This is a genomic window from Stenotrophomonas geniculata (genome assembly GCF_034508895.1).
GTDB classification, from domain to species: Bacteria; Pseudomonadota; Gammaproteobacteria; order Xanthomonadales; family Xanthomonadaceae; genus Stenotrophomonas; species Stenotrophomonas geniculata.
Genome location: NZ_CP140571.1, coordinates 4,024,374 through 4,042,017 on the forward strand (window position 1 = coordinate 4,024,374; position 17,644 = coordinate 4,042,017).

At 66.6% G+C, this 17,644-nt stretch carries 15 protein-coding genes; 3 read left to right on the top strand and 12 right to left on the bottom strand.

Annotation, left to right across the window (positions count from 1 at the left end):
* Nucleotides 1-13: 13 nt before the first annotated feature.
* The 7 genes from RI032_RS18540 to pip form a co-directional block, all read right to left on the bottom strand.
* A complete protein-coding gene (locus RI032_RS18540; RefSeq protein ID WP_109814211.1) occupies nt 14-655 on the bottom strand; it encodes a response regulator transcription factor in 642 nt (213 codons plus the stop codon).
* Complete coding sequence (locus tag RI032_RS18545) at nt 648-1,703, bottom strand: ATP-binding protein (protein ID WP_164191157.1); 1,056 nt, start codon at nt 1,701-1,703, stop codon at nt 648-650. The genes RI032_RS18540 and RI032_RS18545 overlap by 8 nt, the downstream gene beginning before the upstream one ends.
* 333 nt (nt 1,704-2,036) lie before the next feature.
* Nucleotides 2,037-2,774, bottom strand: a complete 738-nt coding sequence (locus tag RI032_RS18550; protein ID WP_021202328.1) for an MgtC/SapB family protein — start codon at nt 2,772-2,774, stop codon at nt 2,037-2,039.
* Between the two features lie 30 nt (nt 2,775-2,804).
* On the bottom strand, nt 2,805-5,564 hold the full coding sequence (gene mgtA, locus RI032_RS18555) for a magnesium-translocating P-type ATPase (protein WP_322547476.1): 2,760 nt from the start codon (nt 5,562-5,564) through the stop codon (nt 2,805-2,807).
* 63 nt (nt 5,565-5,627) lie between these two features.
* Nucleotides 5,628-5,927 (bottom strand): hypothetical protein, encoded by a 300-nt coding sequence (locus RI032_RS18560; RefSeq protein ID WP_005413574.1) that lies wholly within the window; start codon nt 5,925-5,927, stop codon nt 5,628-5,630.
* 292 nt (nt 5,928-6,219) lie between these two features.
* The gene (locus RI032_RS18565) at nt 6,220-6,519 is read right to left on the bottom strand and encodes an EF-hand domain-containing protein (protein WP_019337231.1); all 300 of its coding nucleotides are present in this window, start codon (nt 6,517-6,519) and stop codon (nt 6,220-6,222) included.
* 206 nt (nt 6,520-6,725) lie between these two features.
* Nucleotides 6,726-7,673 (bottom strand): prolyl aminopeptidase, encoded by a 948-nt coding sequence (gene pip / locus RI032_RS18570; protein WP_322547477.1) that lies wholly within the window; start codon nt 7,671-7,673, stop codon nt 6,726-6,728.
* Nucleotides 7,674-7,787: 114 nt separating this feature from the next.
* On the opposite strand from pip, the gene RI032_RS18575 reads away from it, so the two are divergent.
* Nucleotides 7,788-8,453, top strand: coding sequence for a TraX family protein (locus RI032_RS18575; protein ID WP_049448089.1), 666 nt, complete (start codon nt 7,788-7,790; stop codon nt 8,451-8,453).
* A gap of 250 nt (nt 8,454-8,703) precedes the next feature.
* Here the strand turns inward: RI032_RS18575 and RI032_RS18580 are convergent, their stop codons facing one another.
* On the bottom strand, nt 8,704-10,899 hold the full coding sequence (locus RI032_RS18580; RefSeq protein WP_322547478.1) for a TonB-dependent receptor: 2,196 nt from the start codon (nt 10,897-10,899) through the stop codon (nt 8,704-8,706).
* A 244-nt stretch (nt 10,900-11,143) separates the two neighbouring features.
* Here RI032_RS18580 and RI032_RS18585 point away from each other — a divergent pair, with 244 nt between their 5' ends.
* Both RI032_RS18585 and RI032_RS18590 read left to right on the top strand, forming a co-directional pair.
* Nucleotides 11,144-11,728, top strand: a complete 585-nt coding sequence (locus tag RI032_RS18585) for a TetR/AcrR family transcriptional regulator (protein WP_010485484.1) — start codon at nt 11,144-11,146, stop codon at nt 11,726-11,728.
* A gap of 104 nt (nt 11,729-11,832) precedes the next feature.
* Complete coding sequence (locus RI032_RS18590; protein WP_109814206.1) at nt 11,833-12,921, top strand: DNA glycosylase AlkZ-like family protein; 1,089 nt, start codon at nt 11,833-11,835, stop codon at nt 12,919-12,921.
* Between the two features lie 168 nt (nt 12,922-13,089).
* On the opposite strand, the gene RI032_RS18595 is transcribed toward RI032_RS18590, so the two are convergent.
* The 4 genes from RI032_RS18595 to RI032_RS18610 are packed head-to-tail and all read right to left on the bottom strand — an operon-like array spanning nt 13,090 to nt 17,501.
* Nucleotides 13,090-13,368, bottom strand: coding sequence for a DUF3325 domain-containing protein (locus tag RI032_RS18595; RefSeq protein ID WP_322547479.1), 279 nt, complete (start codon nt 13,366-13,368; stop codon nt 13,090-13,092).
* The gene (locus tag RI032_RS18600) at nt 13,365-14,975 is read right to left on the bottom strand and encodes a PepSY-associated TM helix domain-containing protein (RefSeq protein ID WP_322547480.1); all 1,611 of its coding nucleotides are present in this window, start codon (nt 14,973-14,975) and stop codon (nt 13,365-13,367) included. Before RI032_RS18600 ends, RI032_RS18595 begins: the two co-directional genes overlap by 4 nt.
* Nucleotides 14,972-15,271, bottom strand: a complete 300-nt coding sequence (locus RI032_RS18605; protein WP_109814203.1) for a DUF3649 domain-containing protein — start codon at nt 15,269-15,271, stop codon at nt 14,972-14,974. The genes RI032_RS18600 and RI032_RS18605 overlap by 4 nt, the downstream gene beginning before the upstream one ends.
* Before the next feature lie 52 nt (nt 15,272-15,323).
* Nucleotides 15,324-17,501 (bottom strand): TonB-dependent receptor, encoded by a 2,178-nt coding sequence (locus tag RI032_RS18610; protein ID WP_322547481.1) that lies wholly within the window; start codon nt 17,499-17,501, stop codon nt 15,324-15,326.
* Between the last annotated feature and the right edge of the window lie 143 nt (nt 17,502-17,644).

Here is a 17,644-nt window from a genome sequence, read left to right on the forward strand (position 1 = left end):
ACCGTTCCCGGAGTCAAGCACTGCCGGCCTGCAGGCGGTCATACATCCGCACCAGGTCGACCAGGGTGCGTGCGCCCATCTTGCGCATCACCTGCGCACGGCGCACCTTCACCGTGATCTCGCTGACGCCGAGGTCGCCGGCGATCTGCTTGTTGAGGCGGCCGCGTACCACGCCATCGACCACCTCGCGCTCGCCCGCGTTCAGCGAATCCCAGCGTTGCTGGAGCGCGCCGAGCACGTCGCCCTCGCGGCGGCGCTGGCGGTCGATCTCAATGCCCTTGTGGATGGCATCCAGCAGTTCCTGGTCGCGGAAGGGCTTGGTCAGGAACTCGATGGCCCCGTCCTTGATCGCGTTGACGCCCATCGCGATGTCGCCGTGGCCGGTGATGAACACCACGGGCAGCTGCAGGCCGTGACTGCCCATCGTGCGATGGAACTCCAGCCCACTCTGGCCGGGCATGCGCACGTCCAGCACCAGGCAGGCCGGTGCATCTTCCAGTTCGTGTTCGAGGAACGCCTGGGTGGAAGCGAAGGCGCGCACCTGCAGGCCCATCGAGGCCAGCAGGTCTTCCAGTGCCGCGCGCACCGACGGATCGTCGTCGATTACGAAGACGATGGGTGCTGGATCAATGGCTGGGGCAGCGGGCTTACGCATGTTGAGCGTCCGTGGCGATGGGCAGGTCGAAGACGAAGCAGGCACCGCCGCCTGCTGGTCGTTCGGCGCGGATCTGGCCGTCGTTGGCCTCGATCATCGAACGGCTCAGGCTGAGGCCCAGTCCCAGCCCGTGTGACTTGGTGGTCCAGAAGGCATCGAATACACGCTCGGGATGATCGGCGGGCAGGCCGACGCCGCGGTCGCGCACGCTGAGACTGACCCGCTGACCGTCACGTCGGGTCAGCAGCGACAGGCGTCGGTCGGCGGGAGGCACGGTTTCCATTGCGTCCACCGCATTGAGAATCAGGTTGCCGATCACCTGCTGCACCTGCACACGATCGGCCTGCACCGGGGGCAGGTCGGCATCCAGCAGCAGGGCCACGGCCACGCCGTGCTGGTCCAGTTCACTGCGTGACAGCGCCAGCATTTCCTCCACCGCGTGGTTCAGGTCGAAGGCGTGCCGTTCCGGAGCGGCGCCTTGGGTAAGTCCGCGGATGCGGGCGATCACGTCACCGGCACGGTGCGCGTCGGCCAGGATGCGGGCCACGGTCTGGCGTGCCTTGTCCACGTTCGGCGGATCCTGTGCCAGCCAACGCTGGCAGGCTTCGGCACTGCTGGCAATAGCCGCCAGCGGCTGGTTCACTTCATGCGCGATGGAAGTGGTCAGTTCGCCCACGGTCGAGGCGCGCGCCACCCGCAGCAGACGGCCCTGCGCTTCCTGCACGGCGGCCTTGGCCGCTTCCATGTTCAGGGCGAGGTAGGTGGTGATGCCGATCACCAGCATGCCGATCACCGAGTTGACCAGGCCGATGCGATAGGTGCCGAAGCGGGTCAGGAAGAAGCTCAGCCCGGTCAATGCAATGCAGGCGACGGCCAGGGTGATCAGCCCGCGCGCGCTCAGCACGCGTGATGCGGCGAGGATGACCGCTGCGTAGAAGCAGGCTGCCGCGACCGCGTAATCGGTGACGGTATCGATCAGGAAGATCGCCCCCATCACGACGATCAGGGCCAGCAGCATCAGCGGGCGGCGGGGCGACAGCGATGGCATCGGGATGGCTCCCTGGCGTGGGCGGAAAGGATAGCAAAGCCGGTATTGGTGGATGCCCACCTTGGTCGGCGTGCTCCTGCGCGGTGGGTGCCGGTTCCTGGTAGGTGCCGACCGTTGGTCGGCACAGCACTTGAACGGCGGGACGATGAGGGGTTGTGCCGACCAACGGTCGGCACCGACCAAAGCGATGCATGCGGGCTGTTGGTAGATGCCGACCTTGGTCGGCAGGCTCTCGCAGTAGGCATGGCATCGGATAGCTCTGTGCCGACCAAGGTCGGCACCTACCAAAGCGGTGCACGGTGTTGCCTGCCGGCGGCCGGCACTACCAAGCCGCTACTCCTCCAGGCTGGCGTTCCAGAACCCCTGCAGTACGCCGGGCGTGGTCGCCAGCGTGGCCAGCACGGCATCGAGCTCACCGGCATCCACCGTGGTGGCATACAGCACCGCTTCGATCTCCACGTCACGCTCGCCGAATGGCCGCTGGTCCACCGCGCGCACCGGGTACTGCGCCTGCTCAAGCAGCAGCAACAACCGGTCCAGTACCTCGGCCTGCTGCTCGCGCTGGCAGACCACGTTGATCGCATAGGTCGCCTCGCTGAAGGCTTCCGGCAGCGGCTGCCGCTGGATGCGGTTCACCACCGGCCGCAGCAGGGTATTGGCGGCCAGCACGAACACTGCCGCCAGCACCGCCTCGGGCAGCAGCTTGATACCGGCACAGGCACCCACCGCCGCCGAGCCCCACAGGGTGGCAGCGGTGTTCAGGCCGGACACCTGGGCGCCGTCCTTCATGATCGCGCCGGCGCCGAGGAAGCCGACGCCGGAGATCACATAGGCCACCACGTGCAGCGGCGAGGGTGGACCACCGTACAGGTCATGGAAGCGCACCGCCAGATCGACGAACACTGCCGCGCCCACCGCCACCAGCGTGTTGGTGCGCAGGCCTGCGGTGCGCTGGCGCAGCTGCCGCTCCAAGCCGATGACCGTGCCCAGCACGAACGCCACCGACAGGCTGATCAGCGAGCTCAAGGTCGCGCCGGCGTTGAAGGCCGGCAGGTTGGGATTGATGTCCATTGTGTTTCTCCCTGGACAAGCGGCGGGCGTTTACTGCCACCCGTACCGGCGGATGTAGAACTTCTTCAGCGCGGTGGTCAGCACCGCATAGCCGAACAGGATCGCCACCAGGAACGGCCAGTAGCCAGCCGGCAGCGCCTGCAGCTTGAAGTAACCGGCCAACGGGCTCATCGGCAGGGCCACGCCGATGGCCATGATCAGGCCGGTCATCAGCAGCAGTGGCGGCGCGGCGATGCTCTGCAGGAACGGTACCTTCGGCGTGCGGATCATGTGCACGATCAGGGTCTGGGTCAGCAGGCCGACCACGAACCAGCCGGACTGGAACAGGCTCTGGTCGGCGGCGGTGCGCGCATCGAACACGTACCACATCAGCGCGAAGCAGGTCAGGTCGAAGATCGAGCTGATCGGCCCGAAGAACACCATGAAGCGGCCGATGTCCGCCGGGTTCCACTTCAGCGGCCTGCGTACCAGTTCCTCGTCCACGTTGTCGAACGGAATGGCGATCTGCGAGATGTCGTACAGCAGGTTCTGCACCAGCAGCTGCAGCGGCAGCATCGGCAGGAACGGCAGGAAGGCGGAGGCCACCAGCACCGAGAACACATTGCCGAAGTTGGAACTGGCGGTCATGCGGATGTACTTCAGCATGTTGTTGAACGTGCGCCGGCCCTGGATGACACCTTCCTCCAGCACCATCAGGTTCTTTTCCAGCAGGATGATGTCAGCCGCCTCCTTGGCGATGTCCACTGCACTGTCCACGCTGATGCCGATATCGGCCGCACGCAGTGCCGGGGCATCGTTGATGCCGTCACCGAGGAAGCCGACCACCTTGCCTTGGGCGCGCAGCTCGCGTACCAGCCGTTCCTTGTGCAGCGGCGTCAGCCGGGCGAACACGCGGTGGTGGTGCAGTGCCCGTGACAATGCGCCATCATCCATGCGCTCGATCTGAGGGCCGGTCAGGATGGTGTCGGCGTCCAGCCCCACCTGCGCGCAGACGCGGGCGGTCACCAGTTCGTTGTCGCCGGTGAACACCTTGACCTCCACGCCATGCGCGGCCAGCGCCTGCAGCGCCTGCGCTGCCGATTCCTTCGGCGGGTCCAGGAAGGCGACGTAGCCGACCAGGGTCAGGCCGCACTCGTCGGCCTGTGAGTAGGCGGTCTGGCTGGCGGCGGTCTCTTTCATCGCCACCGCCACCACGCGCAGGCCCTGTTCGTTCAACTCCTCGGTGGTCTGCCGGACCCGCGCCAGGCGGCGCTCGTCCAGCGGCATGTCCTGGCCGTTCTCGCGCACGGTGCTGCACACCGCCAGCATTTCTTCCACTGCCCCCTTGCAGATCAGCTCATGATGGTCCTCGCGCTCGGACACCACCACCGACATGCGGCGGCGCTCGAAGTCGAACGGGATCTCATCCACCTTGTGGTAGTCCTGCGACAGCCGCAGCGAGCTTTGCAGCTCCACGTGCTCCAGCACCGCACGGTCCAGCAGGTTGATCAGTCCGGTCTGGAAGTGGCTGTTGAGATAGGCGAACTTCAGCACGTCTTCCGAATCGTGGCCGAACACATCGGTATGACGCTCCAGCGCGATCCTGTCCTGGGTTAGGGTGCCGGTCTTGTCGGTGCACAGCACTTCCATCGCGCCGAAGTTCTGGATTGCATCCAAGCGCTTGACGATCACCTTGCGCCGCGACAGCAGCACCGCACCCTTGGCCAGGGTGGAGGTAACGATCATCGGCAGCATTTCCGGCGTCAGGCCCACCGCCACCGACAGCGCGAACAGGAATGCCTCGGTCCAGTCGCCCTTGGTCCAGCCGTTGATCAGCAGCACGAACGGCACCATCACCAGCGCGAAGCGGATCAGCAGCCAGCTGACACTGTTGACGCCGGCCTGGAACGCGGTCGGCGCGCGGTCAGTGGCGGTGCTGCGCTGGGCCAGCGTGCCGAAGTAGGTGCGGTTGCCGGTGGCCAGCACAACGGCGGTGGCAGTGCCGGACACCACATTGGTGCCCATGAACAGCAGGTTGTGCTGTTCCAGCAGGCCAGCCAGGCCGTCGCCCGGGTGCGCGAACTTCTCCACCGGCAGCGACTCGCCGGTCATCGCGGCCTGTGCCACGAACAGGTCCTTGGCAGTCAGCACGCGGCAGTCGGCCGGAATCATGTCGCCGGCCGACAGCACGATGTGGTCGCCGGGCACCAGTTCGCGGATCGGCAGGTCCAGCAGGCGCGCCGGGCGCCGGCTGTGCAGGTGCGCACCGAAGTACTGGTCGGCCACATCGGCGGCCTCGGTACCGGGATTGCGGCGCAGCACGCGCGCGGTATTGCCGACCAACGCCTTCAGCCGCTCGGCTGCACGGTTCGAGCGGCCCTCCTGCACGAAGCGGATCAGCGTGGACAGCAGCACCATCGCACCGATCACCATGGTGGCCTTGATGTCCTCGGTCAGCCAGGACACCGCCGCCAGCACGGTCAGCAGCAGGTTGAACGGATTGCGGTAGCACTGCCAAAGGTGCCGCCACCACGGCAGCGGCTTTTCGTGATCCACCTCGTTGGGGCCGAGCGTCGCCAGCCGTTCCTCGGCCTCATGCGGGCTGAGGCCATCGGCATGCGACCCCAGCGTGGCCAGCAGCTCGGCTTCCTCCTGCTGGGCCAGGGTGACCAGGCCGGTGGTGAGCGCGAACGGTGCCGCGTCGGCGCTGCCCGGGCCAAACCCGGCTTCGGGCATCGCACGGCGGCGGAACAGGTTGCCTGCGCGACGGCTGCGCAGGAAGGCATTGAACCAGGCGTTGAGCAGGCTCATGGGACTCTCCTCGAATGTCAGAGCCGGCCGGGGCCGGTACACGAACGGAACGGATGCAACCGATCAGGCGTGGCGCATCGCCAGCACCGCCGGCGACCACGGTTGCATGTGCAGGCGCTGGCTGCCGCCGATGCACAGCGGCTTCATCGCATCACGCAGCGGATAGGGCAGATGACGCAGCACGGTGATGCGCTCGCTGATCGGCAGCAGCGACAAGGCGTCGGCCACCACGCGTGGCGACCCGAGTGACAGCGAACGGGCAAACATCACGGGGCCGTGCTGCAGCAGCTGGCTGCGCAGCGCGGCAACATCGCGCTCGCCGATCAGGCGGCGCAGGGTGATGTAGAGGATCTTGTAGGACATGGGGGTGCTCTCCAGGCAAACGGCGCCTGGCGGCCCCCCGTCACTCAGGCAGGCAGGGGCCGGCGGGCAGGCGCCAGGAACAGGCAACAAGCGGTCATCCGGGGCGCGGTGCGCCCGGCAGGGTCGGGGTCCATCTGCGTCTCCATGAGGGGAGGGTGCCGGCCAGGATTGCCCTGGCCAGTGGCGCTATTGTCCGCCCCTGAATGGGACGGGCCTAGAGGCTCGTGGGTTAGCCCGGCTATACCTTGGTATAGCCGGCATGCGCAGCGCCAGTCGAGGGCTCAATGATGGATCAATGCGAAGCGCTGGTCTGCTTGCACACGTCGTACTCGCCGCGGCTCAGCGTCTTGTTGCGGTCGGTGTCGCAGGCGTGCAGTCGTTCGGCCCAGTCCGGTGCCACGGCATCCACCTCGGCCAGCGTGACGATGCCGTCCTTGTCCTTGTCCAGCGATTCGTAGGCAGGGATGAGCCTTACTTCTGTCACGTCCTCGGCGGCGGTGGCCTTGCTGGCCTCCTGCGGATTGGAACAGGCGCCCAGCAGCAGGCCCGCAGATAGCGAGAGAGCGATGGGAAGGCAGCGATAACCGGTCATGGCGTGCTCCTGGGGAAAGGGCGAACCACCGGTGCGGTGGTCACCGCCGGATCTTCTGCGCGGAGCTGTAAGCGGGCTGCGAAGAATGGGGCCGTGGACCGTTGCCGGTGGGTCGCCATTCACCTGGCCGCGCAGCAGCGATTGCGCGGAGTCGACGCTACCCTCGAACGGTGGGATGCCGGCCAGCGGCCGGCACCACCATCTGCTCAGAAGCGGTCGGCAAAGGCGTCCGTCGCCCGCACCAGCGCATCCACCGTGGCCGGCTCGTTCGCGCTGTGGCCAGAGGTCACCATCTCCAGCCGGGCTTCCGGCCAGGCCTTGGCCAGATCCCACGCACTGCGCGGCGGGCAGATGATGTCGTAGCGCCCCTGCACGATCACGCAGGGCAGGTGGCGGATGCGATCGATATCGCGCAGCAGCTGGTCCGGCTCCAGGAAGATGCTGTTGCGGAAGTAATGCGCTTCAATGCGGGCCTTTGCCAATGTGTCCAGCGGGTCATCGGTGGATTGCGCATCCACGTCGTGCTGCAGGGTGGCGGCGTTGTCTTCCCAGCCCAGCCAAGCCTGCGCGGCTTCGATGCGGGTCGCTTCATCCGGGCCATCCATGCGCGTCCAGTAGGCCGCGATCATGTCGCCACGCTCGGCTTGCGGTATGTAGGCCTCATAGCGTTCCCAGCGTTCCGGGAAGATCCAGCGCGCACCGCCGTTGGCCTCGGCGAACCAGCGGTTCTCGATCTCGCGGCCGAGGAACACGCCACGCACGATCAGGCCGGTGGCGCGTTCGGGATGCGCCTGCGCATAGGCCAGCGACAGCGTCGAACCCCATGAGCCGCCGTAGACCAGCCAACGCTCGATGCCCAGGTGCTCACGCACCTTCTCGATATCGGCCACCAGATCCTGCGTGGTGTTGTCGCGCAGTTCGCCGAACGGTGTGGAGCGGCCGCTGCCGCGCTGGTCGATCAGCACGATGCGGTACCGCGCCGGATCGAAGAAGCGGCGGTGGGTGGGCGAGATGCCAGCACCCGGGCCGCCGTGCAGGTACACCACCGGAATGCCCTCTGGCGTGCCGCACTCTTCGATGTGCAGCGTGTGCAGATCGCTCACCTTCAGGGTGAACTCGCGGTACGGCTCGATGGCGGGGTATAGGGTTCGCACGGCGGACGTCTCACAAGCAGGGGCGGCCAGCATAGCGCCCCCGCCTGCTGCCTGCAGCGTCGTGCTCCTGCGCGGCGCTGGAAATGGGCTGGCCGATGCGCATAAGCTTCCGCGATGCAAGCAACCACGACCGGGACGTCAACCTTCAACTTCACCCTCCGCAGCGGCGCGCGCGAGCTGCTGAAGTGGATCGCACTGCTGGCCATGACGGGTGACCACGTGGCCAAGGTGGTCTTCGGCGGCTACGTGCCGGTGGTCAGCGAACTGGGGCGCATCGCCTTCCCGCTGTTCGCGCTGGTGATGGCCTGCAATCTCGCCCAGCCCGGGGCCGACCTGCGCAAGTCGATGCGCCGGCTCGCGCTGTGGGGGCTGATCGCACAGCCATTGCACGCATTCGCGTTTGGTTCCTGGCTGCCGCTCAACATCCTGCTCACCTTTACATTTGCAGCAGTAGCCGTACATGCGCTGGCGAACAATCGGCCGGTGCAGCTGTTGCTGGCTGCCGGCGTGCTGCCGCTGTTCGTGGACTATCAGTGGGCCGGGGTTGGCAGCGTGCTGCTGGCCTGGATCGCGTTCCGGCACCGGGCGTGGTGGCTGTTGCTGGTTGCGCTTGCAGCGGTGTGCTGGGCCAACCACAACGGCTGGGCACTGCTGGCCATTCCGGTAGTGCTGCTGGCGGCGCGGGTGCCGTGGCAGCTGCCGCGCTGGCGGTGGGCGTTCTACGGGTATTACGTGGGGCATCTGGCGGTGCTGGCGTTGGTTGCCCATCTGCTTGTGTAATGTCGGAACTGGCATGTCGAGTGTCTTGAATGCCGGATGCGGTCAAGGAATGCGCGTCGCAGGTGGGGGTGAAGCATGCCGCCATCGGCGTGTGTAGAGTCGAGCCATGCCCGACTCAGCGGGCGAACCGGAGCCGAGCATGGCTCGGCTCTACACGTTCTGGGAAATCCACGCCATGCGTGACCGGCAAAGCGAGCCGAGCATGGCTCGACTCCGCAGGTGATGCATGTCTGGCGTGGAGGCGCCTGCCTCAGAAGTCCATCGTCGCCGACACCAGCACCGTCCTCGGTGCACCCAGCGCCAGGCTCGACAACAACGGCATGCCCCAATACGCCTTGTTGGTCACGTTGTTCACACTGGCTCTCAGCGCAAGCGGTCGACCCGCCACGGTGGTGCTGTAGCGCGCCCCGACATCGAACAACGTGCGGCCCGGCACCGACAGGCTATTGTCGGCACTGATGTACTGCTTCGACATCGCCGTGGCATTGCCGGTCAAGGTCAGGCCCTGCAAGGTCGGTACATCCCATTCCACCCCCAGCTTGGCCTGCCGTTGCGCTACGGCGGTGGCGATGCGTCCCTCATTCACGCCACCGGCCGTGCGGGTCAGTTTCGGCTGCACGTAGGCCACGCCACCGAGCAGGCGCACGCCATCCAGTGGCGAGCCGAAGAAGCCCCATTCCACGCCGCGATTTCGTTGCTCGCCACCGAACGAGAAGATATTCGTGACCGGGTCGGTATAGCTGCTCGGTCGCTTGATTTCATACACACTGAAGGTGTGCGCGAAGCTGCCGAGGTCCAGCTTCAGGCCCAGCTCCTTCTGCCTGGAGCGGAACGGTGCGAACACATCACCGGCATTGGCAGCGGTCATCGGCGCGGTGGCGCCCTGGCTGAGGCCTTCGATGTAGTTGGTGTAGATGGAGACCCTTCCGGTGGCCTTCACCAGCAGCGCCGCTGCCGGCGTGTTGGCGCTCTCGTCGTAGCGCGAGGTGCGCGCACCGCTGGCGACATTGAAGGTCTCACTGACCACCTGCTGGCGGCGCACGCCCAGGGTCAGCTGCACGCGGTCATCGGCGAAGGCGAGGGTGTCGGCGAAACCGAGGCTGTCCAGCCGCAGCTCGGTGTGCGAGATGTGCGGCGCTACGAACGGTGCCGCCGGGCCCCATGCCGGGTTGTGCAGATTGGTGGTCCAGTCCCAGCCCGGCACGCTGCGGCGGCCGTAATCGTTCTGGGTGTGCTGGTAGTGGGTCACGTTGGCGGCCCACTGATGGCTGACGCTGCCGGTGTGGAACGAGCCGCGCAGGCCGGCATCTGCGGACTGCTTCCTGATATCGAAGGCGAGCTGGCCGATCACTGTGGTGAAGTCGCCGGCTGGATTGAGGATCTGCGCGTTGATCGAACCATTGTAGCGGTAGTCGGTCTTGCTGATGCCGTAGGCCAGGTAGGCCATCAGGGTGTCATTGATGTCCAGCTCGCCCCGCAGCATCGCGCCCTTGTCCTGGCTGTCCACGTAGGCCCAGTCCGGGTTGATCAGCGTATCGCCACGCGGCGGCCGCGGAATGGCCACGCCCGGTGCCAGACCGACGCCGCGTGCCGGGCCGTCCACGCGGTCATCGGCGCTGTACAGATCGGCCGACAGCCGCGCACGTTCGCCGCGCCAGTCCACTGCCAGTGCGCCGAGCTGCACCTTCCTGCTCTGCTTGCCGACCGCGCCATCACCATCACGGTACGCGCCGTTGAAGCGGATGCCGAACTGCTTGTCCGCGCCCAGGCGACGCCCCGCATCCACATGGGCGCCAAACTGCGCATCGGAGGCGAAGTTGGCACTGACCCGCAGCAGCGGTTGATCGCCGGCACGCTTGGGGACCAGGTTGACGCTGCCACCGACCGAGCCGCCCGGCGGCATGCCGTTGAGCAGCGCGGAGGGGCCTTTCAGCACCTCGATGCGTTCGAACATTTCCGGCGAAGTGCGGTAGTACGGCGCCATGCCGCTGAGGCCATTGAAGGTGGTGTCGCTGGTGTTGGAGGCAAAGCCTCGGATCGCGTAGTTCTCGCTCCACGAACCGGTGACGCCGTTGCTGAACACCGTGGGGTCGGTGGCGGCGATGACGTCGGTGAGGTCCTTGGCTTGGCGGTCGCGGATGAAGGACTCGGTGTAGCTGACCGTATTGAACGGCGTGTCCATGAAGTCCTTGTCGCCGAGCAGGCCGACGCGGCTGCCAGCGGCCACTTGCCCGCCCGCATAGTCTGCAGTGACCCGGCGCTGTTCCTGCACCTGCACCGAGGGCAGGGTGGACGGCACGGAGTCGGCCAGCGCGGCAAACGAGGCCAGCAGCCCTAGCGCGAGGGCCGACATCCGGTAGCGCCGGGCGATGCCTGGTGGATGCATCAGGCCGGAAGATGCGGCGGCAGCGCGATGCTGCAGAGAAGAGAAGTTGTACACGGTCATGCCAGATTCCTGTGAATCGCAGGCGCGAGCGCGCCTGGCGCGCTGCCGACGGCAAGCACGGGGAGAGGGCGCAGCGCAGGGTTGTTGGCTGGGTGGGGACCTGGCGGAAGGTGAGCCATGGGCTCGACTACGGGCAGCGTGCTGGACGCATTCCGAATTAGTTGAGTAAATTAAACTAAATCAATCGAAGCGGACAAGAGGGTCCCTTTGCTGGCACCCTCAGCAGGGTATGAGCACGCACCGTATGAGCCCTCACTCCGATCCAACGGCGCCGACCCGTGGCCGCCCGCCCACCATCACCCCGGAGCGCCTGGCCGACATCGGCATCCGCCTGGGCCTACCCAACCTGACCATGGCCAACGTGGCCGCCGAACTGGCGGTGACCCAGGCGGCGCTGTACAAGCGCGTGGCCAACCTGGAGGCGTTGAAACGCCTGGTGGCCGAGGCGGTGTTCCAGCGCTGGCAGATTCCGCGCGCGTCGGTCGACGCACCGGGTGGGCTGGAGGCCTACCTGATGCGGTTCGTGGAGTCACTGTGCGAGGTGGTGAAGGCACATCCCGGGCTGCCACCGTACCTGTTGCGGCGCACGGTGGCGACCGCGCCGATGCTGGAAAAGATCGCCTCGCACCAGGCACACGTGGCTGATGTGTTCGGCCTGCCGGTGGACAAGGCGCGCTGGCTGCTGGCCACGATCGCCTTCTACTGCATCGCCGGCGCCGATACGATCTACGCGATTGCGGACGATGAAGAAGGGCAGGTGATCACCGAGTTCAAGCAGGGCATGCGGGCGCTGGTGATCGGTTCGCTGGAGGTGTCGCGGCTTCGGTAGATGCATGCCATGCGTGGACGATCCTGGCCGTTCACCCTGACGCCAGCCAGGCATGGCCTGGCTCTACTGGACGGATCGCGTGGTGTCGAGAATACAATGCGGCCATGCCTGCCACGCCTACTCTCGATGATCTTCGCCGCTACGCGGTGGCGCGCACCCTGTTCAAGCCGACCACGCTGCTGACCGCGATACGACGGCTGGGCTTCGTGCAGGCCGACCCGATCAGGGCACCGGCGCGCGCACAGGACCTGACCCTGCGCCACCGGGTGAAGGACTACCGCGCAGGCGATCTTGAGCGGCGCTACACGCGCCTGCCGGTGGAAGAGGATTGCCTGGTGAACTACGGCTTCCTGCCGCGCGAGCATCTGGCACTGATGCACCCGCGCGTGTCCAAGCGCGAATGGGACGCCGAGACCCATCGCCGCGCCGCCGACGTGCTGGCCTTCGTGCGCGAGCGCGGCAGCGTGCACCCGCGCGAGGTGGACCAGGCGTTCGCGCATGGGCGGGTGACCAATTACTGGGGCGGCACCAGCAACGCAAGCACGCATCTGCTTGACGGCATGCACTACCGTGGCCTGCTGCGGGTGCAGCGGCGCGACAGTGGCACCCGCATCTATGCAGTGGCCGAGCACGCCGAGCCGGACGCCAGCGAGCAGGCGCAGGTTGAACGGGCCGCCGCCCTGATCGACCTGGTGGTGCGCAAGTACGCGCCGCTGCCCTCGGCCAGCCTGACCTATCTGGTGCGCCTGCTGGGCTATGGCGCCCCACATCTGGCCGAGCAGACCCGGCAGGCGTTGGCGTTGGCCAAGCAACAACTGGCCAGCTGCACGCTGGAGGGCACCACCTGGTACTGGCCGGTGGACGAGAATCCGCGTTCGCGCCGCCATGCACCGGACGAACAGGTGCGCCTGCTGGCGCCGTTCGACCCGGTGGTGTGGGACCGCCGCCGCTTCGAGCTGCTGTGGGGTTGGGTGTACAAGTTCGAGGCGTATACACCTGCACCGAAGCGACAGTATGGGTACTACGCGCTGCCGGTGTTGTGGCACGACCAGGTGGTGGGCTGGGCCAATCTCAGCGTGCACGAAGGTGAGTTGGCATCGAGTGTGGGCTATGCCGGCAAGTCGCTGGCCCGCGACAGGGTGTTTCGTGGCGCGTTGGAAGACGAGCTGCAGCGCATGGCGGCTTTTCTGTAGAGCCCAGCCATGCTCGGCTGTTTTTCGCGCGGGCCAGCGAATCGAAGCAACGTTCATCGCGCCCGGTAGCTGCCAACTTTGGTTGGCACCGGCTTCCATCGGTGCCCACCAAGGTGGGCATCTATCAGAGCAACGCCGCTCAGGCCCGGTGCCCACCAAGGTGGGTATCTACCGATTCAGCCGCCCATGCGCCACCATCGCCAGCACCACCACACCGGCGGCGACGCTGGTGTGGCCGGACAGCGCGGCCAGACCAGAACCCACGCCCAACGCGCGCATGGCAAACACGGCGCTGAACACCAGCAGTGCCCAACCGACTGCGCGCAGTTGCTGAACGGCCTGTGCGCTCAGTATGCGGCGTAACACATCGCGCTGATGGCGTTCCATCGCCAGTGCCAAGCAACTGAATGCGGCCATTGACAGCACAAACAGAATGACGTGGATCATGCACTGGCCTCCGGTACTGCAGTGCGTGGTGCGGTAGGCGGGCGTGCACGCTTCACCTTCGGTGCGTGCTTCCAGATGCGCCACGCCAGCACTGCATGCAGGACGGCCAATGCCAGCAGGGTCAGATCGGTACCGGCGAACGCCCAATCACCTGCGGCCAAGGTGCGCCACAACGGATGTGCCGTCGTCGTCGCCGTGAGTGCCGGCAACAGCGCCAGCAACAACGCTCCCAGCACGAACTGTTCGATCCACGCACGCTTGGGTGTGCGCAGCGTGGCGTGCACGAACATCGCTGCCCAGGCCAGGAAGAACACATGCACCTCCCACGCCGCACGCCCGTCCATGCTCGCGGGCAGCAGGCGGTTCGCCCACAGATAGGCCGCCATCGCCACCGACAGGCCAGCAATCGTGGCGATGTTGAGGCGCTCCACCAACCGGAAGCCGAAGTAGGGCCGTTGCAGGTCAGGCAGCTGGGTGCGGCGCTTCACCGTCCACAGCACCAGTCCGGTGCCGACCATGGCGGTGCCGGCGAGGCTGACGATGAAGTACAGCCAGCGCAGGGCGGCGTCGGCAAAACGCCCCAGGTGCAGGCCATACAGCACGCCCTGGGTATCGGCGGCGACGCCCGAGTGCTCCTTGAGCTGCAGCAGCTGCCCGCCGCCGCCATCGAACAGCAGGTAGTTCGGCGTGGTCGAAACGCGGCTGGACTGCGCACGCACCACAGCCACGCGTGCGTTCTCGTCGCCGGGGTTCTGCACCTGCACGCTGCCCACCGCGCCGGTTCCCCACCGCTGTTCGGCCTGCCGCACCAGTGTGCTGATGTCGGTAAGTGGAGCGGCGTGCCCCGCGGCCTTCTGCGGCGGCAGGAACAGCCGCATCTCGCTGACCACCTCGGCCTGCTGGCGCTTGTCCGGCAGTTTGGCCAGTCCCCAAGGCATGTACAGCACCGCCAGCATCACCAGGCCACTCCAGGTGATCATGAAATGGAACGGCAGGCCGAGTACCGACAGCGCCGCGTGACCATCCAGCCACGAGCGCTGGCCCTTGCCCCAGCGGAAGGTGAAGAAGTCGGCGAAGATCTTCTTGTGGGTGATCACGCCGCTGACGATGGCCACCAGCATGAACATCGCGCAGACGCCGACGATCCAGCGGCCCCACATGGCTGGCATGTAGTGCAGGTTGAAGTGGAACGCATAGAAGAAGTCGCCGCCGCCGGTGTCGCGTGCCTGCAGCGGCGCACCGGTGCTGGCGTCGAACAGGCCCGAGTCGAAACCATGCCGGCCTCGCCCACCTGGGCTGGCCCACATCGCCGATACCCACGGCATGCGCGTGCTCGGCAGGCTCAGGTTGATCTGGCTGGCTGCCGGTGTCTCGGCAATGATGCTGGAGACCGTGCGCTGCGCGACCATCGCCGCATCCGGCAATGTGGAGGGCGTGGCGATTTCCGGGCGTGTGTAGCGCGAGAGCTCGTCGCGGAAATAGCTGGCGGTGCCGGTGAGGAACATCGCGTACAGGATCCAGCCGGCCAGCAGGCCGACCCAGATATGCAGGTCTGACATGGTCTGTCGGATGCCGCGTGGCTTGGCGGTGCGATTGATCTTGCTCATGCAGCGCCTCCGTTGGCGACCGATTGCGCAACCAACCACAGTGGCAGGGCGATCACGATCAACCCGATCCATGCGCGCCGCGCCGAGCGCACCGCGAACACCCAGACCACGGCGCCGGCGTACAGCAGGAAGCTGGCCAGCATGCCGGTGAACACGGCCTGGCGACCATCGATGGGCAGCGCCAGCGCGGCGATGCTGCACAGCGCGGCGAGTACATAGCCGCCGAACAACGCGGCGATGATGCGTGAGACCAGGGGCAGCCAGGCCAGCACGGAAGCGGTACGGGAAACGGTCAAGGCACTTCTCCGGGGCACCACGCGCGATGGCGCGGTGCCCTTGAAACCAGGATCAGAAATCGACGGTGGCCGACAGCACGGCGGTGCGCGGCGTGCCCAGGCCGGAGCCGAGGCTGCCGGCCCAGTACGCCTTGTTGGTCACGTTCTGCACGGTGGCGCGCAGTACCAGCGGATGGCCGGCCGCCTGCGTCGCATAGCGGGCACCGAGATCGAACACGGTGCGGCCTGCCACCCACTGGCTGTTGTCAGCATTGATGTAACCCTTGGACAGGCTGACCGCGTTGCCGGTGAGGGTGAGGCCGGCCACGGCGGGCACGTCCCATTCGACGCCCAGCTTGCCCTGCCATTGCGGTGTGGCCGTGGCCAGCCGGCCTTCGTTGATGCCGCCCTGAGTGCGGGTCAGCTTCGGCTGCAGCCAGCCGATGCCACCCAGCACGCGCAGCTGTTCGGTCGCCTGGCCGAACACGGTCCATTCCACGCCACGGTTGCGCTGCTGGCCGCCGAACGAGAACACATTGGTGGTCGGGTCGGTATAGGAACTGGGCTTTTCGATCTCGTACACGCTCAATGTGCTCGCCAGACGGCCGAAGTCGAACTTGGCGCCGACCTCACGCTGGCGGGTCTTGAACGGCGGGAACACCTCGCCCGCATTCGCTGCGCTGACCGGGGCGGTGCTGCCCTGGCTCAGGCCTTCAATGTAATTGGCGTACAGCGACAGTCGATCGCTGGCCTTGAACAGCAGTGCACCGGCCGGGGTATTGGCGCTGGCGTCGTAGCGTGCGGTGCGTTTGCCGGTGCTGCCGTCGAAGGTGTCGCTGAGCACGGTCTGGTGGCGGATGCCCACGGTCAGCTGCACGCGGTCATCGATGAAGGACAACGTGTCGGCGATGCCGAAGCTGGTGGTACGCACTTCCGCGGTCTTCGGCAGCGACGCATCACTGAAGCTGCGATCGATGGCGGGGCCCCACTGCGGGTCGTACAGGTTGGTCACCCAGTCGCGGGCCAGCAGATTGCGCTTGAAGCCGAATTTCTGGTCGTGCTGGTACCAGGCGGCACTGATCGCCAGTGCGTGATTGACCGGGCCGGTGCGGAAGCGTGCCGAGAGGCCGGCTTCGGCGGTGTCCTTGCTGTAGATGAAGCGCTGGTGGGCGAAGTTGTTGCGGAAATCGCCGGCGGTGTTGGTGATCAGCGTGGTGGCACTGGCGATGGAATCGAAATCGGTATGGCCGTGGCCGTAGCTGGCGCGAGCCTGCAGGTGGTCATTGATGTCGAACGACCAGCGCAGCGCGGCGGCCGAGTCCTTGACGTTGCTGAAGGTCCAATCCGGTGCGAACAGGGTGCTGGCCTTCGGCGGGCGGGGCACGGCCAGGCCGGCTGCCAGCGAAACGCCACGATTGAGTCCATCCACATGGTCACGGCTGCTGAACAGGTCCAGCGAGACCTGCGAGCGTTCACCCCTCCAGTCCAGGCCCAGCGACGCCAGCTGCGTCTTGTGCTGCTGGTGGTCGGTGGCGGTGTCGCCATCGCGATGCACGGCATTGAGGCGCACACCGAACTGCTGCTGCGCGCCAAAGCGACGACCAACATCCAGATGGCCGCCGAACTGCGCGTCGCTGCCGTAGCTGGCCGTGAAGCGGGTCAACGGCGTATCACCTGCGCGCTTGGGTACCAGGTTCACCGCACCGCCCACCGAGCCACCCGGCGGCATGCCGTTGAGCAGTGCCGATGGCCCCTTGAGTACTTCGATGCTCTCGGCCAGTTCGGGGGTGACTCGGTAGTAGGGGATCAGGCCGTAGAGTCCGCCGAAGCCGATATCCGACGAGGCAACACCGAAGCCACGGATGTTGAAGTAGTCGGTGATGCCACCGCTGGATCCACTGCTGTAGACGCTGGGATCGGTCAGCGCGATCACCCTTACCAGATCCGGTGCCTGGATGTTCTCGATGAACCCGGCGGTGTAGCGGGTGGTGTTGAACGGGGTGTCCATGAAGTCGAGCTCGCCGAGCAGGCCGACGCCACTGCCGCGGGCGACCTGGCCGCCGGCATAGGCATCGGCAGGCGCGGTCTTGTCGGCGCGCACGTTCACCGTAGGCAGCTGGTGGGCACCGTCGGGCGCGTCGTCAGCGCGGGCGGCGGTGGCGATCAGCAGGGTGGGCAGCAACGCGGTACGTGCGGCCAGGGACAGCGCGGAGCGGCGTGGGAGGGACAGGGATCGAAGGGGGAGGGACATGGCAGTTCTCGTGTGATGGGTCGTGCAATCGGCCAGCACGGCGCCGTCGATGACCTGCACGGGCAGGACGACGCGGGCTGTGGAATGGCTGGCAGAGGGCACGGCACTGCCGCTGGGGCAGTGCTGCACGCGAGGTGCGTGGG

Excerpts from the sequence above, each read along its gene's own strand:
- RI032_RS18540 (WP_109814211.1), bottom strand. The coding sequence starts at position 655 with ATGCGTAAGCCCGCTGCCCCAGCCATTGATCCAGCACCCATCGTCTTC.
- RI032_RS18545 (WP_164191157.1), bottom strand. The coding sequence starts at position 1,703 with ATGCCATCGCTGTCGCCCCGCCGCCCGCTGATGCTGCTGGCCCTGATC.
- RI032_RS18550 (WP_021202328.1), bottom strand. The coding sequence starts at position 2,774 with ATGGACATCAATCCCAACCTGCCGGCCTTCAACGCCGGCGCGACCTTG.
- mgtA (WP_322547476.1), bottom strand. The coding sequence starts at position 5,564 with ATGAGCCTGCTCAACGCCTGGTTCAATGCCTTCCTGCGCAGCCGTCGC.
- RI032_RS18560 (WP_005413574.1), bottom strand. The coding sequence starts at position 5,927 with ATGTCCTACAAGATCCTCTACATCACCCTGCGCCGCCTGATCGGCGAG.
- RI032_RS18565 (WP_019337231.1), bottom strand. The coding sequence starts at position 6,519 with ATGACCGGTTATCGCTGCCTTCCCATCGCTCTCTCGCTATCTGCGGGC.
- RI032_RS18575 (WP_049448089.1), top strand. The coding sequence starts at position 7,788 with ATGCAAGCAACCACGACCGGGACGTCAACCTTCAACTTCACCCTCCGC.
- RI032_RS18580 (WP_322547478.1), bottom strand. The coding sequence starts at position 10,899 with ATGACCGTGTACAACTTCTCTTCTCTGCAGCATCGCGCTGCCGCCGCA.
- RI032_RS18585 (WP_010485484.1), top strand. The coding sequence starts at position 11,144 with ATGAGCCCTCACTCCGATCCAACGGCGCCGACCCGTGGCCGCCCGCCC.
- RI032_RS18590 (WP_109814206.1), top strand. The coding sequence starts at position 11,833 with ATGCCTGCCACGCCTACTCTCGATGATCTTCGCCGCTACGCGGTGGCG.
- RI032_RS18595 (WP_322547479.1), bottom strand. The coding sequence starts at position 13,368 with ATGATCCACGTCATTCTGTTTGTGCTGTCAATGGCCGCATTCAGTTGC.
- RI032_RS18600 (WP_322547480.1), bottom strand. The coding sequence starts at position 14,975 with ATGAGCAAGATCAATCGCACCGCCAAGCCACGCGGCATCCGACAGACC.
- RI032_RS18610 (WP_322547481.1), bottom strand. The coding sequence starts at position 17,501 with ATGTCCCTCCCCCTTCGATCCCTGTCCCTCCCACGCCGCTCCGCGCTG.